The organism is Streptomyces sp. NPDC058240, from assembly GCF_042882135.1.
GTDB lineage: Bacteria > Actinomycetota > Actinomycetes > Streptomycetales > Streptomycetaceae > Streptomyces.
The window spans coordinates 293,116-317,203 of sequence record NZ_JBHVWT010000005.1; the positions used below are offsets into that span (position 1 = coordinate 293,116).

Below are 24,088 nucleotides of genomic sequence, written 5' to 3' on the forward strand. Positions count from 1 at the left end.
GTGATGCTGCCCGCCCTCAGCGTGGCGGCGGTGCTGGCCCTGGCCGGCTGCGACCCCGAGAGCGCGTCCTCCGGGACCGGACGGCAGGGCGGCGGCTCGGACGGCGGCGGGCAGGCCGTCACCGGATTCGGGGCCGGCCCGCTCGACAACGCCGACGGTACGAAGCCGGGGCTCGCGCCGCTCACGTCCGAGGCGGACCGGGCGGCCGGGCGGAAGGTCATCGAGAAGGTGGCGACGAAGGGGCGGGGGCCGAAGACCGGTTACGCGCGGGACAAGTTCGGCTACGCGTGGAAGGACTCGATCGACGGGATACCGCTCGCGAGGAACGGCTGCGACACCCGTAACGACCTCCTCGCCAGGGACGGCAAGGACGTGAAGTTCCGGTCCGGTTCGGACTGTGTGGTCGTGTCGATGACCCTCAAGGACCCGTACACCGGCTCGACCATCGACTGGCGCAAGCAGCAGGCCACCAAGGTCCAGATCGACCACGTCATGCCGCTCTCGTACGACTGGCAGATGGGCGCCTCGCGCTGGAACGAGGCCAAGCGGCAGCAGATCGCCAACGACCCGCTCAACCTCATCCCGGTGGACGGACCGGCCAACAACGCCAAGCGCGACTCGGGGCCGGCCTCCTGGCTGCCGCCGTACAAGCCGGTCCGCTGCTCGTACGCGGTGCGGTTCGCGCAGGTGTCCCTGAAGTACGAACTGCCGGTCACCGCCGCCGACAAGACGGCGATGCTGGAGCAGTGCGGCGGGTGAGCGCAGGAGTGGGGCGGTGTACGCAGAACCCGCCCTGGGGTGGGGCGGGTTCTGCGGCCTGGAGCGTTCAGGGGTTCAGGGCTTCGGCCTGTTCGCCTTGAACGGTTTGTCGAATTCCGAGAATTCGACTGTCACGGGGGCGGCGTGGTCGGTGTCGTTTCCCGATGCGCCGTGCGGGTGGGGAGGGTTCAGGCGCAGCTTGAGCAGGAAAGGTCTGCCGTCGGTGGCGATGTCCGCCGTCCACTTCCCGTCGGCCGTCCCGCCGGTGACGGCCAGGGCGGGTGTGCCGGAGCCGGGTGCGGTCGTCCGTCCCTTGCGGGCCGTTCCGCTCCTCGGTGCGAGGAGGTCGAGGAAGGTCTCCCGGTCGCAGTAGCGTTCGGCCAGCTTCGCGTGCCGGTCGGCGGTGGTGGGCCTCACCCATTGGCTGGCGAGGCCGGTGAGCTTCCTGGCCTGCGAGGCGGAGACTGAGCGCAGCATCGCGGCGTCCGACCGGGTGTGGACCGTGCCGCCCGTCCGTACCAGTTCCATGGTGCCCGCCGCGCCCATGGAGAGCGTGACCGTGCACTCGCCCCTGATGTCCGTGGCGACGTACGCCTCGACCGGGCCCTCGGGGGAGGTCGTCTCCACCGTCATGCGTACCGACTTGGCGGCGCGGGTCGCCGCGAGGGCCTTGTTGACGACCTCGGGGGCGGTCAGCCGGGCGTAGGGGGCGGTGGCGTCGGGTGCGTCGTCCGGGAGCATTCCGCAGGCCGTCGCGAGGGCGAGGGCGGTCGCGGCGCTCAGGGCGGCTGCCGAGGCGCGGGCGAGAAGGCGCATGGTGGTCGGGCTCCGGTCGGTCGGTCCGAGGGGGACGGTCAGAGCTTCAGGTCCCACTGCGAGGCGTCGTACGTAAAGCCGGGGTTGACCTCGACGGTCAGGTTCTTGGCGTCCGCCGGGGTGTCGAAGGCGAACTGGACCGTGACCTTCTTGCCCGGCAGGACCGTGCCGCTGAAGCCCGTGCCGACCTTGTTGTCGAAGATCTGCTCGGCGTCCACACCGTCCTGGCCGGCCCGCGCCGAGACGCTGACGAGCGCGGCGTCGAACTTCTCCTTGCCCGCGTTCTCGATGACGACGGCGACCCGGTAGGCCTTCTGTCCCTTGGTGTGTCCGGCGGCGTAGGCGTCCGGGGTGTACGAGGCGGCGTCGCCGACCGTGACCGTCAGATCGTCGTCGTACACGGCCGAGTCGCCCGCCTCCAGCGCCTTGCCGGTGTCCTTCTTCTTGTCCGCGCCGCCCTTGGCGGAGTCGCCGCCGGGCTTCGGCTTCGCGGAGGCCGTGGTGTCCGACACCGCCTTGTTGAGGTCGTTCACGGCGTCGTCCACGGCCTTGAAGGTGATCACCGCACCCACCACCGCGAGGATCAGCGAGATCAGGCCGAGCACGGCGCCGAAGGTGGTCATCCCCTTGTTGGTGGCCTCGCCGCGCTTCGCGCGGCCCCGGCCGGCCAGACCCAGGACCAGGGCGATGAGGCCGAGGATGCCCGCCAGCCAGAACAGGAACGGGATCAGGCCGGACACGGCGCCGATGACACCCAGGACGAGGGCGGCGATGCCCAGTCCGTTACGGGCCGGGCGCATGCCCGGCATCTGGGCGGGGGCGTACGGCTGCTGGGGCTGCGGGGACTGCGGCGGCTGTGTGAACTGGGACATGGCTGTGCCCTCCGGCAAAAGCAGGGATGGGTGATGAGCGGATTCGTGCGTCGTGCTCGTGCATCGCTCGCTGTCGTGCGGCGATGGGTCAATAACAGCAGAGCTTGTGAACCGAGTCAACACGATCCACGATGGATGGGTTGATGCACGCTGTGAATCGGTGCCGTGCGAACCGGGTCGGTATGCTCGCCGACAAGCAGTACCGGGACGAGCGCCAGGACCAGGGAGACAGTCAGTGCCGGAGAACTCGACAGAGGTGACCGCGGCCGGGATCGCACGGCTGGCGGGGGTGGGGCGCGCCGCGGTCAGCAACTGGCGCCGCCGCCACGCCGACTTCCCCAAGCCCGTCGGCGGCACCGAGACGAGCCCGTCCTTCGCACTGCCCGAGGTCGAGCAATGGCTTCGCGACCAGGGGAAACTCGCCGAGGTCCCGCTGCGGGAACGGGTCTGGCAGCAGCTCGCAGGGCACCCGGCCGGCGCGGTCCCCGCCCTGGTCCACACGGGCTGCGCCCTGCTGCTCCTGCGGACCTCCCCCAAGGCCTGGCCGGAGATCACCGCCGCGTCGGACGAAGGGATGGCCGGCGTGCTCTCCCTCGCCGTCGACAAGGTGCTCACCACCCGCTTCGGACCGGCGGTGGAAGCCGGACGGGCCGTTCACGCCCCGAGCCCCGCCGAACTGCTCCCGTCCGTTCCGCTGCTCCGCGCCGCCGCCGAACTCGCCGCCGGGACCGGGGTCCAGGAGACCTTCGAGTTCCTGCTCGGCCGTCAGCTGGACGCCAACCCGCGCCAGTACACCCTCACCCCGCCCGGACTCGCCGAACTGATGGCCGCCCTGGTGGAGACGGGGGAGCGGCCCGCCCGCACGGTCCTCGACCCGGCCGCGGGCACCGGCGCCCTGCTGCGTGCCGTCGGCCGGCCGGCCGCCCTGTACGCCCAGGAGACCGACCCCGACCTCGCCGCGCTCACCGCGCTGAGGCTCGCCCTGCACACCGACACCGGCTGCGCCCTGGCGGCACGGACCGCCGACACCCTGCGCGCCGACGCCTTCCCGCAGCTCGCCGCCGACGCGGTGCTCTGCCACCCGCCGTTCAACGAACGCAACTGGGGCCACGACGAGCTCGCCTACGACCCGCGCTGGGAGTACGGCTTCCCGGCCCGTACCGAGTCCGAACTCGCCTGGGTCCAGCACGCCCTGGCCCATCTGCGCGAGGGCGGCACCGCCGTCCTGCTGATGCCCCCGGCCGCCGCCTCGCGCCGCTCCGGCCGCCGGATCCGCGCCGATCTGCTGCGCCGCGGCGCCCTGCGCGCCGTCATCGCGCTCCCGGCCGGCGCCGCACCCCCGTACGGCATCCCGCTCCACCTCTGGGTGCTCCGCAAGCCCGGCAGCGGTCGGCACCCCTCGCCCGAACTGCTGCTCGTCGACACCGCCGAACCCGCCGAATCGCCTGCGGCGGGCCCGGCGGCGACCGCCCCCGCGGGCGGGCGCGACCGGCTCGACTGGCAGGCGGTGCACGGTGCCGTGCTCGACGCCTGGCAGTGCTTCGACGACGCGGGAAGCCCCGGACGGGAGGGCCGGACCGAGCCGGGCCACCCTGCCTCGGCCCGCCCCGGCGTCAGCCGCGCCGTACCCGTCATCGAACTCCTCGACGACGACGTGGACCTGGCCCCCGCCCGCCATCTGCCGCCACCGGCCGCCGCGGGCGGACCCGCCGAGCTGATCCGGGTACGGGAGCGGCTCACCGAGACGCTCGGTCTCACCGACACCCTCACCCCGGTGGCCGTGCTCCCCTTCGAACCGGCCCACTGGCCGCTCACCACCGTCGGCGAACTCGCCCGCGCCGGCGCCCTCCAGCTCCGCACCGGCGGCTCCGGCACCGGCCCGGGGCCCGTCCTCACCGAACACGACGTCCTCGGCTCCACCGCCCCTTCGGGAAGCCTGCCCGTCGACGGGCCCGCAGAGGAGCCGGTCCTCGTCGAACCGGGCGATGTCGTCGTCCCCGTGCTCGGCGGCGGCTCCGTCGCGCGAGTCGTCGACGACGCCACCGCGGGCGCCGCACTGGGCCGCAACCTCCAGCTGCTGCGCCCCGATCCGGCCGCCCTCGACCCCTGGTTCCTGGCCGGCTTCCTGCGCGGCACCGCCAACAACCGCCAGGCCAGCAGCTACGCCTCCACCGCCACCCGGCTGGACGCCCGCCGCCTCCAACTGCCCCGGCTGCCGCTCGCGGAGCAGCAGCGCTACGGGCAACGATTCCGTGCCCTGGCCGAGTTCGAGGACGCCCTGCGGCTGACCGGCCGGCTCGGCGGACAGCTCGTCCAGGGGATGTACGACGGGCTGACGGATGGCACGGTCGCGCCGGAGTGAGCTGAACCACAGCCGATCCGTACAACCCGGGGCCGGTTGTCGGTGTCGCCCTTTACGCTCGGATCTGCGTACACGGAGCGTGTGCGCGGATGTTCACGACCAGGTCTCCAGGAGCAGCCATGTACGCCCCGGGTCATCCGCCGACGCCGCCGCGCCGGGTTCCCAGCCGGGTCTGGATCGTCTCGATGCGCGTGCTCTTCGCCGTGCTCTCGGTGTGCTCGCTCGGGATGCTGCTGTGGAGTCCGTTGCTCCGTCTCGCGATCGTGCGCCGCCGGGCGTCCGACTGGTGGCTGACCGGGGCCGGGTTCGTCTTCGTCTGCGTGCTCCTGCCGATCCTCGGCAGGGACGGCAGCGACGAGCCGACCGGCATCGACAACGTCCTCATCCCGCTGCTGCTGGTGGTGATGCTGGGCTCGGTCGCGTACTACCTGGTCGGGGACGTCCGCCACTACGAACGGCTGACGAAGCAGCACCGGATGGGCGGCTACGCGGCCTCGGTGCCTGGGTACGGATACGGCTACGGATACGGATACGCGCCCACCGTGCCGATGCGGATGCCCGCCCCCGCGCCCACTCCTGCACCCACTCCTGCACCCACTCCTGCACCCACTCCTGCGCCCATGCCCGCGCCCATGCCGGCCCCCGCGCCCGCGCCGCCGGTACAACCGGCACAGCATCCCCAGCCTTCACCCCAGCCCCAGCCGCAACCCTCGCCCCAGCCCCACCGCATCGACCAGGTCCGCGCCGAGCTCGACGAGTTGAGCGACTACCTCCGCAAGGAGGAGGGGCGGTGAGCGGACGAGTCATCGGCGGGCGGTACCAACTGGCGACCATCCTCGGACAGGGCGGCATGGGCCAGGTCTGGACGGCCTACGACCAGCGCCTGGACCGCCGCGTCGCGGTGAAGCTGCTCCGCCCCGACCGGGTCACCGGCCCCATCGGCAGCGAGGCCGCGGGCGAGCTGCGCCGCCGCTTCGTCCGCGAGTGCCGGGTCACCGCCCAGGTCGACCACCCCGGCCTGGTCACCGTCCACGACGCGGGCAGCGACGGCGACGACCTGTTCCTCGTCATGCAGTATGTCGAGGGCGCCGACCTCGCCGACCATCTCGCCGAGCACGACCCGTACCCCTGGCAGTGGTCCGTCGCGGTCGCCGCCCAGCTCTGCGCCGTGCTGTGCGCCGTGCACGCGGTGCCGATCGTCCACCGCGACCTCAAGCCCCGCAACGTGATGGTGCGCCCGGACGGCACCGTCACCGTCCTCGACCTGGGCGTCGCCTCCGTCCTCGACACCGACACCACCCGGCTCACCCACACCGGTTCGCCGATCGGCTCCCCGGCCTACATGGCCCCCGAGCAGGCGATGGGCGGCGCCGTCGGCCCGTACACCGATCTGTACGCCCTCGGCGTGCTCCTCCACGAACTGCTCAGCGGCGACGTGCCGTTCGCCGGGTCCACCGCACTCGGTGTGCTGCACCGCCACCTCTACGAGCCGCCGGTCCCGGTCCGCCGGATCAGGCCCGACATCCCCGAGCCGCTCGAAGCGCTGGTGCTGCGGCTGCTGGCCAAGGACCCGCAGCACCGGCCGTCCGGCGCCCAGGAGGTGTACGAACACCTCGCCCCGCTGCTCCCCTCGCCGGGCACCGGGCTCTCCGTCGGACCGCTCGACCCGACCCGCCCCTTCCTGCGCCCGCACGCCCCGTGGCCCGACCGGGCCGCCGCCCCGCCCCCGCCACCGGCCCCGCCCGCCCCCGCGGCGGCCCGGCCCGATGTGGCCGCCGCCGTCGACGACGTCAAGAAGCTGCTCGGCGAGGGCCGCATCACCCAGGCCGTGGACATCCTCGGCTCGATCCTCCCGGTCGCCGCCGAGCAGCACGGCGAGGACTCCGCCGTGGTCCGCATCCTGCGCAAGCAGTACGCGGCGACGCTGATGGACGACGGCCAGTACCGCCGTGCCCTGCCCGAGCTGCGCCGCCTCGCCGACGACCGCGCGGCGGAGGCCGGCCCGGCCGACGCGCAGACGCTCCAGTTCCGCTACGACGCGGCCCAGTGCCTGGAGCAGCTCGGCGAACCGGCCGCCGCGCTCGCGGAGTACCGCGCGGTCCTCCCGTACTACGAGAACCACCGCGCCACGGGCGGCGACCCGGCCCGCTCCTTCGAGATCCGCAACCGCATCGCGCACCTGCTGCTCGCGCTCGGCGACCACGTGACGGCGCACGTGCAGCTCCAGGCGCTGCTGTACGACGCCGAGCGGGCCTATGGGCCCCACCACCCGCTGCCGGTGGAGCTGCGCCGCCGGCTCGACCGTCAGGTGGAGGTGCGGGGCGGCTGACCACCGGCCGGGGGCAGGCGTCCTGCCCCCGGCCCCTGTCAGGCGTCCACGGGCTCCGGTGTCCCGGCGTGCTGTCGCTGCCGGTCGGGGCCGGGCAGCCCGGCCTCCGCGTCCCGTCGCCGCCGGTACGCGAGCACCGCCCCGCCGAGCACGAGGACGCTGAGCGCGCCCGCACCGGTCAACGCGCCCGCCCGCAGGCCCGGGGGCCGGAACGTGCAGTCGACCGCCGTGCCGCGGGCCGGGGCCGGGGTGGCGACCAGGCCCAGGTAGCTGTCGGCGGGGCGGCCCTGGCAGCTCCAGCCCGCGATCCGGGGCGCGGCGATCACGACCGTTCCGGTGGTGCCGGGCGGCAGTTCGGCCCGGATGCCGTGGTCGGTGACGTGGACCGTGGCCGCGCCGGTGCGCTTCAGTCCGGCGACCGCCGAGGACAGCCGGGCCCGGTCCAGACAGCCGATCGCCCGATGCGGCACGGTCCCGGCGCGCACCGGGGTCAGCGTGACCCGCACGCTCCCGGCCCCGCCGACCGTGCCCAGGTGCTGCATCGCGGCACGCCGGGCCGGCAACTGCCCCTTGAAATCGACCTCCGGGCCGTCGCCGAGCCGTGCCCAGCCGAACATGTCGGGCGACCACAGATATGCCTCGGTGCCCGCCGGGCAGGCGGCGGTCAGCGTGTAGGTGCCGCGTCCGACCCGGTAGTCGTACGCCCCCTTGTCGGCCACCGCGTCGCCGTCCGCCGTCCGCAGCACTGTCGTCGGGACCGTGTAGACCTGCGAGCCGAGCAGCTGCTCCTGGTTCCGGAACGGTGAACGGCCGTACGGCACCGGACCGCCCGGCCGGCGCACCGTCACCAGTGGCGGCGTCTCGGCACGGCTCACCGTCACCGGCCGGTCGTCCGGGAGGTTCGCCCCCTGGTGCGGATCGCGCGGCCCGCGCACCCGCGCGCCGACCGAGAAGACTGCGTCCGTGACCGGGTTGTCGAGGCTCTGCACGGCCCGGCCGTTCGACGTCCACCCGCCGCCGAGCGCCCGCATCGTGCGGGTCAGCACGGCGGGCGTGTGGCTGCTGTAGTACGCGCCGCCCTGCCCGCCCACCAGCAGCGGATCGTTCGCGGTGGTCTGCTCCCGGCCGGGGTCCGTGCGATAGCCCGGCCAGCCGTCGGCGCCCGCGACCACGGCCGCCTGGGTCCGCTGCCGTTCGCCCCACGGCGCGTAGTCGTCGAGCCGGTTCAGCCGCTGCCGGTCGAAGTACGCGGTGGTCGCGGCGGCCTGCCCGGCCTGCGCGCCGATCAGCAGCACGGCGGCCAGCGCCGCGAGCCGCCGGCCCCGCCCGACCAGCACCAGAGCGCAGGCCGCGGCCACCAGACCCACCGCGAACAGCGGATACGTCCACCCGGTGACCAGGTCGCTGAAGCCGGCCCCGGCCGCGAGCAGCACCAGGACCGCGCCCCCGCCGAGCAGCGCCCGCCGCCCCGGCCAGTCGTACGAGACCGAGACCCAGGCGGCGATCACCACCAGCCCGGCCAGCACGAACGTCTGCCGGTACGGACTGCCGTTGGGCGTGGTGAAGGCATGCCAGAGCAGATGCGTGGGGCCCCACTGCAACGACAGTGCGACCCCGGCCACCAGCCCCGTCCACGCCCACCGCTCGCGCCCCGGCACGGACCGCTGGAAGGCCAGCGCACAGGCCAGGAGCAGGGTGCCGGTGCCGAGGAAGAGGGCCGGGGTGAAGAAGCTGTACGTGGCGGGCAGCAGCCGGGCGAGCACATCGGGCCATGCGGCGGGCGCGAACGGACGGTCCCAGCCCGGGTAGGCGTGCTTGGTGCCCAGGTAGACGGGGAGCAGGACGGGCGCCGAGAGCCCGACGCCCACCCCGACCGTGCAGACGGCCCGCACCAGCCCCCGGACCACCGTCCGCCGGTCGTCCCGCTCGGTGAAGAGCCGGACGGCCAGCACCAGGGCGGCACCGAGCGTCGCCATGTACGCCGTGTAGAAGTTGGCCGCCCACATCACCGCGACGAGCAGCGGACCGGCGACCCGGTGCCGTCCCGTACGGGCCCATTCGGCGACCAGGCAGAGCAGCGGCAGGGCGACCAGCCCGTCCAGCCACATCGGGTTGTACGAGGCCTCGGCAACCGACCAGCCGCACAGCGCGTACGAAGCGCCGAGCGCCCCGGCCGCCCACCAGCGCCCGCCGCGCAGCGTCAGCAGGAACAGGGCCATCAGCGCCGCCGCCGACGCCATCTTCAGGACCGTGACCACATAGACCGCGAGATCGATCCGGTCACGCGGGAAGACCCCGACGAGCAGGGCGAACGGGCTGGTCAGATAGGTGCCGAGATCCGGCAGGAAACTCGTCCCGTACCCGGAGGACCAGTTGAGCAGCAGCCCGCCGTCGGCATTCCCGTGCAGCAGGTCCCACAGCCGGGCGTGGAACGGCACGAACTGATTGCCCAGGTCGTTGACGCTGCGTGTGTGCGGCCCGAACGGGAAGACGCGCGCCACGGTGTCACCCGCGCAGACTGCGGCGACGGTGAGCAGCGCGGCGAGCGAGCCCGCGCGCAGGCGGGGGCGGGAAGTCGGCATACGCAGGAATATGCCAGCTTCGAACGCTCAAACCCGGGCCGAAATGGGTCAGTTCACTTGATGGACGCTCATCGGTCACGTGCTGCATCGGGTTCCGACATCTGGCCGCGCTGATGTACATCCGTGCTGATCTCTCTGGTGGTGCCTTGTTTCAACGAGGAAGAGATCCTCGAACGCTTCCATGAACGCGTCACGGACGAAATGGCCGGGCTGGGACATGAATTCCAGCTGGTGTTCGTCGACGACGGCAGCGCGGACCGGACCCTGGTGATCCTCCAGGAGCTGGCCGCCGCCGACCCACGGGTCCGCTATGTCTCCTTCAGCCGGAACTTCGGCAAGGAGGCCGCCATGCTGGCCGGCCTCCAGCACGCCGAGGGCGACGCCGTGGTCATCATGGACGCCGACCTCCAGCACCCGCCCGAGCTCGTGGGCCGGATGCTGGAGGAACACGCGCAGGGCTACGACCAGGTGATCGCCCGCCGCACCCGCAAGGGCGACCGCGTCACCCGCACCCTCAGCGCCCGCGCCTACTACTGGCTGATCAACCGCATGGTGGACGTGGAACTGGTCGACGGTGTCGGGGACTTCCGGCTGCTGTCCCGCCGCACCGTCGACGCCGTACTGGAACTCACCGAATACAACCGGTTCTCCAAGGGCCTTTTCGCCTGGGTGGGATTCCGCACGACGACCTTCAACTACGAGAATGCCGTCCGCGAACAGGGCAGTTCCGCCTGGACCTTCGGAAAGCTGCTCAATTACGGTCTCGACGGGCTGCTGTCCTTCAACAACAAACCGCTGCGCGCCGCGCTCTACCTGGGCATGCTGCTGCTGTCGGTGGCCTTCGCCTATGCGGCGTGGATCGTCGGGGTCGCCCTGGTGCAGGGGGTGGACACCCCCGGCTATGTCACCCTTCTCGTCGTGGTCACCGCACTCGCCGGGGTCCAGATGGTGATGGTCGGGGTGGTCGGCGAGTACGTCGGCCGTATCTACTACGAGGTGAAGCGACGCCCGCACTTCCTGGTGAAGGCCACGAACACCGGGGCGCCGCAGAAGATACGGGAGCCCCAGGAGTTCGTACGCCGATGACGGTCACAGCACAGATGGCCCGATTCGCCCTCGTGGGAGTGGTGAACACCGGCACGTACTACGGCTGCTACCTCGTCCTGCTGACGTGGCTGCCCTATATCGCCGCCCATGCGATCGCCTTCGCGCTGAGCATGATCGGCTCCTTCTTCCTGAACTCCTGGTTCACCTACCGGACCCGGCCCACCTGGCGGAAGTTCCTGCTCTTCCCGCTCACCAACGCCGCCAACTTCGTCATCACGACCGGCGGTGTCTATCTGCTGGTCGATCTCGCCGGGTTCAGCAGCCGGTACGCGCCGCTGGTCGCGGCCGCGGCGGCCATCCCGATCACCTTCGTCGTCTCGCGCACGATCATGCTGCGACCGGACACCCCGGCCCCGTCGGCCGAACGCGTGCCCTGAGAGGCTGTCGGGCGGCCCCGGGCGGTCCCCAACGGGCCCATATCCGCAACTCCTTCCGAATCGTTGGTCGAATCGGTGGCCCCAGCCACGTCCACTGCCTAACATCGATCACCGCAAGGTCTTGTGCACTGATGCACAAAGTCTCCCCGGGAGGTTCCTTTGCACCGCCGCCGTCGCACCGCGCTCACCGTCTCCGCCGCCCTGCTCGCCGGCGCCCCACTCCTGACCGCCTGCGGCAGCGAGGCCCACCCGGGCGCCGCGGCCGTCGTCGGCGGGGACCGGATCGAGGTCTCCACGCTGCAGAGCCAGGTGGCGGCCGTACGCGAGGCCCAGCGCGATTCGAAGGACGCCTCCCAGCTCATCGACAAGTCCGGGCAGCTCAGCCGGGTCAAACTGCAAACCATGATCTTCGACCGGGTGCTGGACCGGGCCGCGCAGGACGCGGGCGTGAGCGTCAACCGCAACGAGATCCAGCAGATGCGCAAGACCGCGGCGGCCCAGTCCGGCGGGGAGGCGCAGCTGCGGACGGCGATGCTCCAGCGGGGCTGGGTCGCACCCGGCCAGATCGACGCCGTCCTGCGCGAGCAGGTCCAGCTGACGAAGCTGGCCCAGGCGCTCGGCGCCGACCTGCAGCAGCCCGCCGGTCAGCAGGCCGTCGGCGAGGCGCTCGGCAAGGCGTCGAAGGCACTGCGCGTCGACGTCAATCCGCGCTACGGCACCTGGGACAGCAAGCAGACCCAGCTCGCCGACCACAAGGCCCCCTGGATCACCCAGGTCACCAAGCCGGCCGGCGCGGACACCGAGGCCGGCGCCTGACCGGCCGCGGAACGGGCGACGCGAACGACCGAGGTAGATTCGAACAGTGAACGCTGAAGACCCCGGCCGTATCGTTCTGCTCACCGCCAGCCACCGTGTCGCGCCCGGACTCCTGTCCTGGCCCGCCTGGCAGGCGCTGCACGCCGCCGACCGGGTGCTCTGCGCCGAGCCGGACCACCCGCAGCTGCCGTATCTGCGCGAGGCGGGCGTCACCGTCGAGCACTCCGTGTCCACCGCGCAGGAACTCGTCGACGCCTGCGCGGGCGGCCGGACCGTCGTCGTCCTCGCGGGCGGCGAGGGCGATCAGCCGCTGACCGACGGTCTGGCCCGGCTCGCCGGTTCGGGCCGGGTGCGGATGCCGGACCTGGAGCTGCTGCCCGGTTCGTACGATCTGCCGGGCGCCCGGCTCCTCGATCTGGTCCAGGTCATGGACCGGATCAGGCTCGAATGCCCGTGGACCTCGCAGAAGACCCACAAGGGCCTCGCCAAGTACGCCATCGAGGAGGCGTACGAACTCGTCGAGGCGATCGAGGACGGCGACCGCGACGAGCTGCGCGAGGAACTCGGCGACGTACTCCTCCAGGTCGTCTTCCACGCCAGGATCGCCGAGGAAGGCCGCCCCGAGGACGGGGCGGAGCCGTTCTCCGTCGACGACGTGGCCGCGACCCTCGTCGAGAAGCTGATCCACCGCCACCCGCACGTCTTCGGCGACGAGAGCGCCGAGACCCCGGAGGACGTGCACGCGCACTGGCTGCGGACCAAGGCCATCGAGAAGCAGCGCGACTCGGTCACCGACGGAGTCCCGCTCGGCCAGCCCGGTCTGGCCCTGGCGGCGAAGCTGGCCGGCCGGGTCCGTACCGCGGGACTCGACGTGCCGCTCCCCACCGGCGACGGCATCGGCTACGAGCTCCTCGCCCTCGCCGTACGCGCCGAGCAGGACGGTATCGACCCCGAGGCCGCACTGAGGGCCGCGGGCCGCGCCTACCGCGACGCCATCAGGACGGCGGAGGGCAACGCCTAGCCCCGGAGGGCGACGGAACGGACCGTGCCGGAGGGTGACGACGGACCGTGCCGGAGGGCGCCGGATGACGTCCGGGGGCAACGGATAACGTCGGGGGGTGAACCACAGCCCCGCCGACCGTCCCGCCGACCGCGCCACCGATCAGCCCGCCTGCCCCGTCGGCGCACCCGAACTCTTCACCTGGGAGTTCGCCACCGACCCGTACCCGGCGTACGCCTGGCTGCGCGAGCACAGCCCCGTGCACCGGACCGCACTGCCCAGCGGTGTCGAGGCCTGGCTCGTGACCCGGTACGCGGACGCGCGGCAGGCGCTCGCCGACTCCCGGCTCTCCAAGAACCCGGCGCACCACGCCGAGCCGGCGCACGCCAAGGGGAAGACCGGCATCCCGGGCGAGCGCAAGGCCGAGCTGATGACGCATCTGCTGAACATCGACCCGCCCGACCACACCCGGCTGCGCCGCCTCGTCTCCAAGGCGTTCACCCCGCGCCGGGTCGCCGAGTTCGCGCCGCGCGTGCAGGAACTGACGGACCGCCTCATCGACCGCTTCATCGAGGAGGGGAAGGCGGACCTCATCCACGACTTCGCCTTCCCGCTCCCCATCTACGCGATCTGCGATCTGCTCGGCGTCCCGCCCGAGGACCAGGACGACTTCCGGGACTGGGCGGGCATGATGATCCGCCACGGCGGCGGTCCGCGCGGCGGGGTGGCCAGATCGGTGAAGAAGATGCGCGGCTATCTCGCCGAACTGATCCACCGCAAGCGGGAGAACCCGGGGGACGACCTGATCTCCGGGCTGATCCGGGCCAGCGACCACGGCGAGCACCTCACCGAGAACGAGGCCGCGGCCATGGCCTTCATCCTGCTCTTCGCCGGATTCGAGACGACGGTCAATCTCATCGGCAACGGGGTCTACGCGCTGCTGCGCAACCCGGGGCAGCGCGAACGGCTCCAGCACTCGCTCGACTCGGGGGAGAGCGGGCTGCTGGAGACCGGGATCGAGGAACTGCTGCGGTACGACGGCCCGGTGGAGCTGGCCACCTGGCGGTTCGCCACCGAAGCGCTGACGCTCGGCGGGCAGGACATCGAGGCCGGGGACCCCGTGCTCGTGGTGCTCGCCGCGGCCGACCGCGACCCGGAGCGCTTCGAGGACCCCGACACGCTCGACCTCGCACGGCGTGACAATCAGCACCTCGGATACGGGCACGGCATCCACTACTGCCTGGGAGCGCCGCTCGCCCGGCTGGAGGGACAGACCGCGCTCGCCACGCTTCTGAACCGCCTTCCGGACCTGCGACTTGCGGTGGAACCTACCGATTTGCGGTGGCGTGGCGGGCTCATCATGCGTGGACTTCGCACGCTCCCCGTGGAGTTCACGCCGGGGCCCGCGACCACCAGAAGTGACACTCCGTCAGTTCTGTGACTTTCGCGTGATCTGCGCTGCATCGACTTGTGACGCGCGTTCGAGTCCCGCTAGGTTCACCGTTCGACTCACCAGTCACATGTCAGTCACACGGAAGGCAACCCCATGGGCTCCGCGAACGGCAGACACCGTCGCCCCCGTCAGGCACCCGCCATCGTCGTCGCCGCGGGCGTGACCGGATCGGCGATCGCCATCCCGCTGCTCGGCGCGTCCGGTGCGCACGCGGCCGACGCCACGACCTGGGACCGGGTGGCCGAGTGCGAGAGCGGCGGCGCGTGGAGTGCGGACTTCGGGAACGGCTACTACGGCGGCCTGCAGTTCTCGCCGGAGACCTGGAAGGCGTACGGCGGTGAGGCGTACGCGGAGCGCGCGGACCTCGCCAGCCGGGCGCAGCAGATAGAGGTGGCCGAGAAGGTCCTGGATGACCGGGGCCCGCGGGCCTGGCCCAGCTGTGCGGTCATCTCCGGCCTCGCGGTGGACGGGACGCCGCCGGGGGTCGACCCGGGCTCCGTTCCCGCCGACGACCCGACCGGGAGCGCGAAGCCGGCTGACGACGCGTCGGCGGACCCGTCCGACGACGCCACGCCGTCCGGGAGCGCCTCGGACGGCTCGGACGCCGTGGACGGTGCGGACGGCTCGGACGGGGCCGACAAGCCGTCAAGGAAGGCCTCGCCGTCCCCGAAGCCCTCGGCTTCGACCACTCCGTCTCCCGGAGCGTCCTCCGGTGCGCCCCGTGACACGTCCGATTCACCCGACTCGTCCAGTGATGCGGGTGGCAAGCACCGCGGCGCGCCGGCCACCGCGGGGAGTCGCGACACGGACGGCGGCGGCCGTGAGTCGGGCCGCCACGCCTCCCGTGGCGGCAACGGCGCGCGCGACACGGCCGAGCCGGCGGCTGACGGCGCGTACACCGTCCGGCCCGGCGACAACCTCTGGTCGATTGCTGATGCACAGAAGGTTCCCGGAGGCTGGCCCGCGCTCTATGAGGCCAATAAGGGTGCCGTCGGCTCCGACCCGGACCTCATCCTCCCTGGCCAGAGCCTCGATCTCGATGTGAAGGCCCAGTGAGAGCAGTCTGATAATCGACTAAAAGCACCTCAAAAATCGGGGTAGTTCAGGGACCTATGTCCGCTTATGCGTAAGTGAGACATGGGTCTCTTTGCGTCAACTGGCGTGTCGCGCCTGGGAGGCCCTTCCGCATCACGTCCCACCTGCGGAAACGACGGTTCTTCAGATGCAAGTACGGGTTGATTGTCCGATGTGTCCATCTTTGAATGTGAGGGTTGCGTATGTTTACGGTCGGAACCGCTCGCACCGCGGGCCCCGTCGACCGTCACGCCGAATCCTGCCGTCGGTCGAAGGGAACAGACGCGTAAAGCGCCGTAGGCAGGAGCGGGGGACCCAGGTAAGCGCCGGGCCCGATCGTCGAAAGACGCATCAGGACCGGCTTGGGGTGAAGTCGCGTGCTAGGACGTGCGACCGGGCAACTCACTTGGCCCGAACCCGACAGCTCACCTCGTAGGCGTCGGTGAGGAGAAGTTCCATGCTGCTTTCCAGCAAGGGCAAGCACCGCCGCCCGTCCAAGGCCGTCCGTATCGCCACGCTCGCCGGTGTCGCCGGTGCCGCCGTCGCCGTGCCCCTGATGGGTGCGACCAGCGCCTCCGCCGCCTCCGTCGCCACCTGGGACGCCGTCGCCCAGTGCGAGTCCGGCGGCAACTGGTCCATCAACACCGGCAACGGCTACTACGGCGGTCTGCAGTTCTCGCAGTCCAGCTGGGCCGCCGCCGGCGGTACGCAGTACGCCGCCCGTGCCGACCTGGCCACCAAGGCCCAGCAGATCGCCACCGCCGAGAAGCTCCTCGACATGCAGGGCCCGGGTGCCTGGTCCTGCGCCGGCGCCGGCAACCTGACCAACGACGGTGTCGACCCGGGCGTCAGCACCGGCTCCTCCTCGAACTCCACCGCGAGCTCCGGCGCCTCCGAGCAGCAGAGCGCCCCGGCCGCCCCGAAGCAGCAGTCGCAGTCGGCCCAGCCGAGGCAGAGCGAGCGCACCGAGGCCCCCGCCGCCTCCCGCTCGGAGCGCTCCGCCGCCCCGCAGGCCGAGTCGAAGAAGACCGTCACCACCCCGACCGGCGAGAAGGTCAAGAAGGGCGACGGCGAGTACAAGGTCGTCTCCGGCGACTCCCTCAGCAAGATCGCGGCCGACCACAAGGTCGAGGGCGGCTGGCAGCAGCTGTTCGAGCTGAACAAGGACATCGTCAAGAACGCCGACCTGATCTACCCGGGTCAGCAGCTGCACCTGACGAAGTAGTCGAGGCTCTCTCCTCCCCGAGCACCCCGGCCCGGCGCGCATTCCCCCGTACGCGCCGGGCCGGGGTTCGGCCGTCTGTGCTCGGGGGAGCGCCGGACCGTTCAAGTGTTGTAGTTACTGGCCAGTAAATTTCTGCCTGTTTGCCCGCCAATGTGCGCCCTCGGGTCCTTTTTCGTCCCAGGGGTCGGGCGGTCGTCGGGCTCAGCGGGCCGGGCCGGTTAGGCTCTTGTCGCAAGGCCAAAGCGACCCTGCACAACCAGCGTCATATCCCAGAAGGAGATGCCTCGTGCCGTCCATCGACGTCGTCGTAGCCCGGGAAATCCTCGACTCCCGCGGAAACCCCACGGTCGAGGTAGAGGTCGGCCTCGACGACGGCAGCACGGGCCGTGCTGCCGTTCCGTCCGGCGCCTCCACCGGTGCGTTCGAGGCCATCGAGCTTCGCGACGGTGACCCCAACCGCTACCAGGGCAAGGGCGTCGAGAAGGCCGTCCTCGCCGTGATCGAGCAGATCGGCCCGGAGCTCGTCGGCTACGACGCCACCGAGCAGCGGCTGATCGACCAGGCGATGTTCGACCTGGACGCCACCGAGAACAAGGGCTCGCTCGGCGCCAACGCCATCCTCGGCGTCTCGCTGGCCGTCGCCCACGCCGCCTCCGAGGCCTCGGACCTGCCGCTGTTCCGCTACCTCGGCGGCCCGAACGCGCACCTGCTGCCCGTTCCGATGATGAACATCCTCAACGGCGGTTCGCACGCCGACTCCAACGTGGACATCCAGGAGTTCATGATCGCGCCGATCGGCGCGGAGTCCTTCTCCGAGGCGCTGCGCTGGGGTGCCGAGGTCTATCACACGCTGAAGAAGGTACTGAAGACCAAGGGTCTTTCGACCGGTCTCGGCGACGAGGGCGGCTTCGCGCCGAACCTGGAGTCCAACCGCGCCGCCCTCGACCTCATCGTCGAGGCCATCAAGGAAGCCGGCTACGCCCCCGGCAAGGACATCGCGCTCGCGCTCGACGTCGCCGCGTCCGAGTTCTACAAGGACGGCAAGTACGAGTTCGAGGGCAAGTCCCGCTCGGCCGCCGAGATGACCGAGTACTACGAGGAGCTCGTCTCCGCGTACCCGCTGGTCTCCATCGAGGACCCGCTGTACGAGGACGACTGGGCCGGCTGGAAGGTCATCACCGACAAGCTCGGCGCCAAGGTGCAGATCGTCGGCGACGACCTCTTCGTCACCAACCCGGAGCGCCTGGCCCGCGGCATCGAGGAGGGCTCCGCCAACGCCCTGCTCGTCAAGGTCAACCAGATCGGCTCGCTGACCGAGACCCTGGACGCCGTCGAGCTGGCCCAGCGCAACGGCTTCAAGTGCATGATGTCGCACCGCTCCGGTGAGACCGAGGACGTCACCATCGCCGACCTCGCGGTCGCCGTGAACTGCGGCCAGATCAAGACCGGCGCCCCGGCCCGCTCGGACCGCGTCGCCAAGTACAACCAGCTGCTGCGCATCGAGGAGATCCTCGACGACGCCGCGGTGTACGCGGGCCGCTCGGCGTTCCCGCGGTTTCGCTCTGCGAACCAGTAGGCACAGCAAGGGCTGATCATCCCTTTCGGCCCGTCAGGGGCCGAAGGCCATGGCGTCCGTCCGTCCCCGCACCCGGTCCCGTACCGTGTGCGGGGACGGACGTGCGTAGTGGGGAGGCGGAGACATGGCCGCGAAGGACCGGGACCGGTTCTCCACCGCGACCCGGCTGCGGCTGCTCGGCGAGCAGACCGCCGCCCGCGTCTACCGTTCCCAGAACCGCCGTCAGGCCCGCCGCTCACGGCTCACCGGCCGGGCGGCCTTCCTCGCGCTCATCGTCTGCTCCCTGGTGGTCGCGCTCGCGTACCCGATGCGGCAGTACGTCTCGCAGCGGGACGAGATCGCCGACCAGGAGCGCCTGGCGCAGGAGGCCAAGGCCCGTACCGAGGAGCTGCGCGACGAGAAGGCGCGCCTCCAGGACGACGCGTACATCAGGCAGCTGGCCCGCACGCACCTGCACTACCTTCTTCCCGGGGAGACCGGTTACACGGTGATCGACCCCGACGCGGTCAAGGAGCGCGAGGGCAGGACGGACAAGTCCGGCCGGCCGTGGCACTCCAACCTCTGGGACGGCGTCGACAGCGCCGACCGCGACTGACTCTCTTCATCCATCTGCAGAACCGCAGTTCGAGCAGCCCGATCAGAACCTAGGCAGGCATGGAAACGCCCCCTCCCCAGACCGAGTCCACCGCGCCCACCGAGGCGGACATCGCCGCGTTCCAGCAGCAGCTGGGCCGCCCGCCGCGCGGTCTGCGCGCGATCGCGCACCGCTGCCCGTGCGGCAACCCGGACGTGGTCGAGACGCAGCCCCGGCTGGAGGACGGTACGCCGTTCCCGACGACGTACTACCTGACGTGCCCGCGTGCCGCGTCCGCGATCGGCACGCTGGAGGCGAACGGGGTCATGAAGGAGATGACCGAGCGCCTCGGTACGGACCCCGAGCTGGCCGCCGCGTACCGGGCCGCTCACGAGGACTACATCGCACGGCGCGACGCCATCGAGGTGCTGGAGGGCTTCCCGAGCGCGGGTGGCATGCCGGACCGGGTGAAGTGCCTGCACGTCCTGGTCGGGCACTCGCTGGCCGCGGGGCCCGGGGTGAACCCGCTGGGCGACGAGGCCATCGCGATGCTGCCGGAGTGGTGGCGCAAGGGGCCGTGCGTCTCGCCGTGCGGCGCGCCGGACGAGGGCTGACCGTTCGTCTCCCGGGGGCTCCGCCCCCGGACCCCCGCTCCTCGATCGCCGGAGGGGCTTGATCCGGGGCTCTGCCCCGACCCCGCTCCTCGTTCGCCGGAGGGGCTTGAGCTGGGAGTACTCCATGACCCGCGTGGCCGCCATCGACTGCGGTACCAACTCCATCCGCCTGCTCGTCGCCGACGCGGACCCGTCCACCGGTGAGCTCGTCGAGCTCGACCGGCGGATGGAGATCGTCCGCCTCGGCCAGGGCGTCGACCGGACCGGGCGGCTCGCCCCCGAGGCCCTGGAGCGGACGTTCGCGGCCTGCCGTCAGTACGCGGCGGTGATCAAGGAGCACGGGGCGCAGCGGATCCGCTTCGTCGCCACCTCCGCCTCCCGCGACGCGGAGAACCGGGACGAGTTCGTCCGCGGGGTGCTGGAGATCCTGGGCGTCGAGCCCGAGGTGATCAGCGGTGACCAGGAGGCGGAGTTCTCCTTCACCGGAGCCACCAAGGAGCTCGCGGGCCGCGATCACCTGGCGAAGCCGTATCTCGTCGTGGACATCGGCGGCGGCTCCACCGAGTTCGTCGTCGGCGACGACCATGTGCGGGCCGCGCGCTCCGTGGACATCGGCTGCGTACGGATGACCGAGCGGCACCTCGTACGCGACGGCGTCGTGACCGACCCGCCGACCGCCGACCGGATCGGCGCGATCCGGGCCGACATCGACGCCGCCCTCGACCTCGCCGAGGAGAGCGTCCCGCTCACCGGGGCCGCCACCCTCGTCGGCCTCGCGGGGACGGTCACCACGATCGCCGCGATCGCCCTGGGGCTCGACGCGTACGACTCCGAGGCGATCCACCACTCCCGGATCTCCTTCGAGCAGGTCCGGGAGATCACCGGACGGCTCCTCGGCTCCACCCACGCCGAGCGGGCCGCGATCGGCGCGATGCATCCGGGACGGGTCGACGTGATCACGTCCGGGGCGCTGATCCTGCTCGCCGTGATGGAGCGGACCGGGGCCCGGGAAGTCGTGGTCAGCGAGCACGACATCCTCGACGGAATCGGCTGGTCGATCGCCTAGAACCCGATGCTCATGCGCGCTTTGGCCTGCACCTTTGAGCCTGTGTGGGCCGCGCGGGCGGTGGTTCGCGAGACACGGCGCGACGAAGTTCGTGAACTTCTTCACAAGGAATTCGGCCCCGCGGAGGGCGGTTCTGGTCCGTATGGGTATCCGGAGCCGCTCGCGGGGCCGTCGTGTCTCCGTGCGAAAGTGTTCCGGACGTGTTGCCGGTAGATGAATCGGAGCGGTGGTTCACCCCGTCCGGAGGGCCAAGGGCCAGCTCACAAGCGGTGAACAACGTTCGCCGTCGCTCCGTGGTTCCCCCGCGGCGCCATGACCTCGGTCACGTGGGCGGCGAAGTGTAGCAGAAGGTTGCTCATAGCTTGTGAAGGGGCTCACGAGCATGCCCTCGGAGGGGGGTGGATACTCGATGGCATGAGCACCACGGAGCGTCCCAGGATCCTCGTAGTAGGCGGTGGGTACGTAGGCCTGTACGCAGCTCGACGCATTCTCAAGAAGATGCGCTACGGCGAGGCGACCGTCACGGTCGTCGACCCGCGCTCGTACATGACGTACCAGCCCTTCCTCCCCGAAGCTGCTGCCGGCAGCATCTCGCCTCGGCATGTCGTCGTCCCGCTGCGACGCGTACTGCCGAAGGCCGAGGTACTCACCGGCCGCGTCACGACCATCGATCAGGACCGCAAGGTCGCCACGGTCGCGCCGCTCGTCGGCGAGGCCTACGAGCTGCCCTTCGACTACCTGGTCATCGCGATGGGCGCGGTCTCCCGCACCTTCCCGATCCCCGGCCTCGCCGAGCAGGGCATCGGCATGAAGGGCATCGAGGAGGCCATCGGCCTGCGCAACCACGTCCTCGAGCAGCTGGACAAGGCCGACTCGACGACCGACGAGGACGTCCGCCGCAAGGCGCTGACGTTCGTCTTCGTGGGCGGCGGCTTCGCCGGTGCGGAGACAATCGGCGAGGTCGAGGACATGGCCCGCGACGCGGCGAAGTACTACACGAACGTGAAGCGCGAGGACATGCGCTTCATCCTCGTCGACGCCGCCGACAAGATCCTTCCCGAGGTCGGCCCGAAGCTGGGCACCTGGGGCCGGGAGCACCTGGAGTCCCGTGGTGTCGAGGTCTTCCTCTCGACCTCCATGGACTCCTGCGTCGACGGTCACGTCGTCCTGAAGAACGGCCTCGAGGTCGACTCCGACACCATCGTGTGGACGGCCGGCGTGAAGCCGAACCCGGCGCTGGCCCGCTTCGGCCTGCCGCTCGGTCCGCGCGGTCACGTGGACACCTCCGAGAAGCTCCAGGTGCAGGGCACCGACTACATCTGGGCCGCGGGCGACAACGCCCAGGTTCCGGACATGGTCGGCCGCAAGGCCGGCAACCCGAACGCCTGGTGCCCGCCCAACGCGCAGCACGCGCTGCGGCAGGCCAAGGTCCTCGGCGACAACGTCATCTCCGGGATGCGCGGCTTCCCGCAGCAGGACTACAGCCACGCCAACAAGGGTGCGGTCGCCGGTCTGGGGCTGCACAAGGGCGTCGCGATGATCGTCATGGGCAAGATGAAGATCAAGCTCAAGGGACGCCTCGCCTGGTACATGCACCGTGGCTACCACGGCATGGCGATGCCGACCTGGAACCGTAAGATCCGGATCTTCGCCGACTGGACCCTTGCGATGTTCCTCAAGCGCGAGGTCGTCTCGCTCGGCGCCATGGAGACGCCGCGCGAGGAGTTCTACGAGGCCGCCAAGCCGGCCCCGGCACCGGCCGCCGCCAAGGCCGAGGGCGAGAAGGCCAAGGCCTCCTAGTCCGACCGCGGGCCCACTCGCCCGCGCAGTACGTGCACAACGCCCGAAGGGGCCGTCCGCCATCCGTGGTGCGGGCGGCCCCTTCGGCGTATCCGGTCCCGCGCGACGGGGCGCGGTGCGGGGCGCCGCGGGTCGGCGCGGCGAACGGATGCATGTGGTGTGCAGCTATTTTGCCCTTCCATTGCGCTGTAGCGGGATGGCGTGCGTTCCGCAGACTGTTGACGGGTACGTACCTCGTCGCGGCGCACGGGTGCCCGGCGTGGTTGCAGGCATGTTCGACCATGTTTGGGCACATTGGGAACACCATCACGGAGGTGTGCGCCATGGCAGACGCCGCGTTGCGGCTGACCGCTCTTGCCGAGGAGTTGCTGGGAGAAAAGCTGCCGGTCCGTATCCGGGCCTGGGACGGCAGCGAATCGGGACCGCCCGGGGCCCCCGTACTTGTGATCCGGAACCGCCGCGCGCTGCGCCGGCTGCTCTGGAAGCCGGGCGAACTGGGCCTGGCCCGCGCCTGGGTGGCGGGCGAGCTCGACATCGAAGGCGATCTCTACGAGGCCCTGGACCTGATGGCCTCACTGATCTGGGAACGCGGGGCCGACGCCAAGGACAGCGTCCACCCGGTCCGTGACCCCGGGGTACGGGCCTTCGCCAAGGGGCTGCTGCAACTGGCCGGTCCCTGGCCCCCGCCGCCCCCGCCGCCCGAGGAGGTGCGCCGCCGCACCGGCACCCTCCACACCAGGCGTCGCGACAAGGAGGCCATCAGCCACCACTACGACGTGGGCAACGACTTCTACGAACTGGTCCTCGGCCCGTCCATGGTCTACTCCTGCGCCTACTGGGAGGACGGCGGAGACCTTGAGGACGCCCAGCGCGACAAGCTCGACCTGGTCTGCCGCAAGCTCGCGTTGAAGGAGGGCGACCGCCTCCTCGACGTCGGCTGCGGCTGGGGCTCCATGGCCATGCACGCCGCCCGCGAGTACGGCGCCCGGGTCACCGGAGTGACCCTCTCCGTCGAACAGGCCGCCTTCGCCAGGAAGCGCATCGCGGAAGCGGGACTGACCGACCGGATCGAGATCCGGGTCCAGGACTACCGGGACGTCAGGGACGGCCCGTACGACGCCATCTCGTCCATCGGCATGGCGGAACACGTCGGCTCGGCCCGCTTCCGCGAGTACGCCGACGACCTGTACGTACTCCTCAAGCCCGGCGGCAGGCTGCTCAACCACCAGATCGCCCGCCGCCCCGAGAAGGACGAGTCCGCGTACCACGTGGACGACTTCATCGACGCCTATGTCTTCCCGGACGGTGAACTGGCCCCGGTGGGCCGGACCGTGGCCACCCTCGAAGAGGCCGGCTTCGAGGCCCGCGACGTCGAGTCGCTCCGCGAGCACTACGCGCTGACCCTGCGCCACTGGGTGGCCAACCTGGAGGAGCACTGGGACCGCGCGGTCCGGATGACCTCGCCGGGACGGGCCAGGGTCTGGCGTCTCTACATGGCCGCCTCCGCCCTCTCCTTCGAGCACAACAAGATCGGCGTCAACCAGATCCTCGTGGTGCGTCCGGCGGCGGGCGGGTCCTCCCGCATGCCGCTGCGGGCCCGCGACTGGACGGCGTCCGCGACCGGCTGACACCGGGACGGACCGAGGGCCGGTACCCGCAGCTCCGTGCTGCGGGTACCGGCCCTCG

General features: G+C 71.3%; 20 protein-coding genes and 1 riboswitch. Of the genes, 17 read left to right on the plus strand and 3 right to left on the minus strand.

Going from position 1 to position 24,088, the window contains the following annotated elements; all coding sequences use genetic code 11:
* The first annotated feature begins 3 nt into the window (after positions 1-3).
* On the plus strand, positions 4-759 hold the full coding sequence (locus ACFVX4_RS13380; protein ID WP_389975807.1) for an HNH endonuclease family protein: 756 nt from the start codon (positions 4-6) through the stop codon (positions 757-759).
* Positions 760-834: 75 nt separating this feature from the next.
* On the opposite strand, the gene ACFVX4_RS13385 is transcribed toward ACFVX4_RS13380, so the two are convergent.
* Positions 835-1,575, minus strand: coding sequence for a hypothetical protein (locus ACFVX4_RS13385; protein WP_389975577.1), 741 nt, complete (start codon positions 1,573-1,575; stop codon positions 835-837).
* Positions 1,576-1,613: 38 nt separating this feature from the next.
* Complete coding sequence (locus ACFVX4_RS13390; RefSeq protein WP_389975580.1) at positions 1,614-2,447, minus strand: DUF4190 domain-containing protein; 834 nt, start codon at positions 2,445-2,447, stop codon at positions 1,614-1,616.
* Between the two features lie 235 nt (positions 2,448-2,682).
* On the opposite strand from ACFVX4_RS13390, the gene ACFVX4_RS13395 reads away from it, so the two are divergent.
* The 3 genes from ACFVX4_RS13395 (at position 2,683) to ACFVX4_RS13405 (ending at position 7,138) form a co-directional block, all read left to right on the plus strand.
* Positions 2,683-4,809: an N-6 DNA methylase gene (locus ACFVX4_RS13395; protein WP_389975583.1), complete on the plus strand. Its 2,127-nt coding sequence runs from the start codon at positions 2,683-2,685 to the stop codon at positions 4,807-4,809.
* Positions 4,810-4,928: 119 nt separating this feature from the next.
* Positions 4,929-5,603, plus strand: a complete 675-nt coding sequence (locus ACFVX4_RS13400; RefSeq protein WP_389975587.1) for a hypothetical protein — start codon at positions 4,929-4,931, stop codon at positions 5,601-5,603.
* Positions 5,600-7,138, plus strand: coding sequence for a protein kinase (locus ACFVX4_RS13405; protein ID WP_389975590.1), 1,539 nt, complete (start codon positions 5,600-5,602; stop codon positions 7,136-7,138). Before ACFVX4_RS13400 ends, ACFVX4_RS13405 begins: the two co-directional genes overlap by 4 nt.
* Before the next feature lie 38 nt (positions 7,139-7,176).
* On the opposite strand, the gene ACFVX4_RS13410 is transcribed toward ACFVX4_RS13405, so the two are convergent.
* Positions 7,177-9,720, minus strand: coding sequence for a YfhO family protein (locus ACFVX4_RS13410; RefSeq protein ID WP_389975593.1), 2,544 nt, complete (start codon positions 9,718-9,720; stop codon positions 7,177-7,179).
* A 123-nt stretch (positions 9,721-9,843) separates the two neighbouring features.
* Here ACFVX4_RS13410 and ACFVX4_RS13415 point away from each other — a divergent pair, with 123 nt between their 5' ends.
* The 13 genes from ACFVX4_RS13415 to ACFVX4_RS13475 all read left to right on the plus strand — a co-directional run bounded on the left by ACFVX4_RS13415 (position 9,844) and on the right by ACFVX4_RS13475 (position 24,030).
* Positions 9,844-10,806: a glycosyltransferase family 2 protein gene (locus ACFVX4_RS13415; protein WP_389975596.1), complete on the plus strand. Its 963-nt coding sequence runs from the start codon at positions 9,844-9,846 to the stop codon at positions 10,804-10,806.
* On the plus strand, positions 10,803-11,204 hold the full coding sequence (locus tag ACFVX4_RS13420) for a GtrA family protein (protein ID WP_389975599.1): 402 nt from the start codon (positions 10,803-10,805) through the stop codon (positions 11,202-11,204). The genes ACFVX4_RS13415 and ACFVX4_RS13420 overlap by 4 nt, the downstream gene beginning before the upstream one ends.
* A gap of 159 nt (positions 11,205-11,363) precedes the next feature.
* Positions 11,364-12,020, plus strand: coding sequence for a SurA N-terminal domain-containing protein (locus ACFVX4_RS13425; protein ID WP_389975602.1), 657 nt, complete (start codon positions 11,364-11,366; stop codon positions 12,018-12,020).
* A 46-nt stretch (positions 12,021-12,066) separates the two neighbouring features.
* Positions 12,067-13,041, plus strand: coding sequence for a nucleoside triphosphate pyrophosphohydrolase (locus ACFVX4_RS13430; RefSeq protein WP_389975605.1), 975 nt, complete (start codon positions 12,067-12,069; stop codon positions 13,039-13,041).
* 97 nt (positions 13,042-13,138) lie between these two features.
* Positions 13,139-14,461 carry a cytochrome P450 gene (locus tag ACFVX4_RS13435; protein ID WP_389975608.1) on the plus strand — a complete coding sequence of 441 codons (1,323 nt, stop codon included), beginning with the start codon at positions 13,139-13,141 and terminating at the stop codon, positions 14,459-14,461.
* A 105-nt stretch (positions 14,462-14,566) separates the two neighbouring features.
* Positions 14,567-15,529, plus strand: a complete 963-nt coding sequence (locus ACFVX4_RS13440) for a transglycosylase family protein (RefSeq protein WP_389975611.1) — start codon at positions 14,567-14,569, stop codon at positions 15,527-15,529.
* A 300-nt stretch (positions 15,530-15,829) separates the two neighbouring features.
* Positions 15,830-16,001: riboswitch (cyclic di-AMP (ydaO/yuaA leader) on the plus strand.
* 3 nt (positions 16,002-16,004) lie between these two features.
* A complete protein-coding gene (locus tag ACFVX4_RS13445) occupies positions 16,005-16,772 on the plus strand; it encodes a transglycosylase family protein (protein ID WP_389975614.1) in 768 nt (255 codons plus the stop codon).
* Between the two features lie 286 nt (positions 16,773-17,058).
* On the plus strand, positions 17,059-18,348 hold the full coding sequence (eno, locus tag ACFVX4_RS13450; protein ID WP_389975617.1) for a phosphopyruvate hydratase: 1,290 nt from the start codon (positions 17,059-17,061) through the stop codon (positions 18,346-18,348).
* Between the two features lie 124 nt (positions 18,349-18,472).
* On the plus strand, positions 18,473-18,943 hold the full coding sequence (locus ACFVX4_RS13455; protein WP_389975620.1) for a septum formation initiator family protein: 471 nt from the start codon (positions 18,473-18,475) through the stop codon (positions 18,941-18,943).
* 59 nt (positions 18,944-19,002) lie between these two features.
* Complete coding sequence (locus ACFVX4_RS13460; RefSeq protein WP_124722936.1) at positions 19,003-19,536, plus strand: DUF501 domain-containing protein; 534 nt, start codon at positions 19,003-19,005, stop codon at positions 19,534-19,536.
* Positions 19,537-19,660: 124 nt separating this feature from the next.
* On the plus strand, positions 19,661-20,602 hold the full coding sequence (locus ACFVX4_RS13465) for an exopolyphosphatase (protein WP_385552084.1): 942 nt from the start codon (positions 19,661-19,663) through the stop codon (positions 20,600-20,602).
* Between the two features lie 414 nt (positions 20,603-21,016).
* Positions 21,017-22,402, plus strand: coding sequence for an NAD(P)/FAD-dependent oxidoreductase (locus tag ACFVX4_RS13470; protein ID WP_389975623.1), 1,386 nt, complete (start codon positions 21,017-21,019; stop codon positions 22,400-22,402).
* Positions 22,403-22,725: 323 nt separating this feature from the next.
* Complete coding sequence (locus ACFVX4_RS13475; protein WP_389975626.1) at positions 22,726-24,030, plus strand: class I SAM-dependent methyltransferase; 1,305 nt, start codon at positions 22,726-22,728, stop codon at positions 24,028-24,030.
* The last annotated feature ends 58 nt before the right edge of the window (positions 24,031-24,088 follow it).

Coding starts and splice junctions, on each gene's coding strand:
- ACFVX4_RS13455 (WP_389975620.1), top strand. CDS start 18,473: ATGGCCGCGAAGGACCGGGACCGGTTCTCCACCGCGACCCGGCTGCGG.
- ACFVX4_RS13440 (WP_389975611.1), top strand. CDS start 14,567: ATGGGCTCCGCGAACGGCAGACACCGTCGCCCCCGTCAGGCACCCGCC.
- ACFVX4_RS13410 (WP_389975593.1), bottom strand. CDS start 9,720: ATGCCGACTTCCCGCCCCCGCCTGCGCGCGGGCTCGCTCGCCGCGCTG.
- ACFVX4_RS13380 (WP_389975807.1), top strand. CDS start 4: ATGCTGCCCGCCCTCAGCGTGGCGGCGGTGCTGGCCCTGGCCGGCTGC.
- ACFVX4_RS13445 (WP_389975614.1), top strand. CDS start 16,005: ATGCTGCTTTCCAGCAAGGGCAAGCACCGCCGCCCGTCCAAGGCCGTC.
- ACFVX4_RS13400 (WP_389975587.1), top strand. CDS start 4,929: ATGTACGCCCCGGGTCATCCGCCGACGCCGCCGCGCCGGGTTCCCAGC.
- ACFVX4_RS13390 (WP_389975580.1), bottom strand. CDS start 2,447: ATGTCCCAGTTCACACAGCCGCCGCAGTCCCCGCAGCCCCAGCAGCCG.
- ACFVX4_RS13385 (WP_389975577.1), bottom strand. CDS start 1,575: ATGCGCCTTCTCGCCCGCGCCTCGGCAGCCGCCCTGAGCGCCGCGACC.
- ACFVX4_RS13475 (WP_389975626.1), top strand. CDS start 22,726: ATGGCAGACGCCGCGTTGCGGCTGACCGCTCTTGCCGAGGAGTTGCTG.
- ACFVX4_RS13460 (WP_124722936.1), top strand. CDS start 19,003: ATGGAAACGCCCCCTCCCCAGACCGAGTCCACCGCGCCCACCGAGGCG.
- ACFVX4_RS13465 (WP_385552084.1), top strand. CDS start 19,661: ATGACCCGCGTGGCCGCCATCGACTGCGGTACCAACTCCATCCGCCTG.
- ACFVX4_RS13470 (WP_389975623.1), top strand. CDS start 21,017: ATGAGCACCACGGAGCGTCCCAGGATCCTCGTAGTAGGCGGTGGGTAC.
- ACFVX4_RS13420 (WP_389975599.1), top strand. CDS start 10,803: ATGACGGTCACAGCACAGATGGCCCGATTCGCCCTCGTGGGAGTGGTG.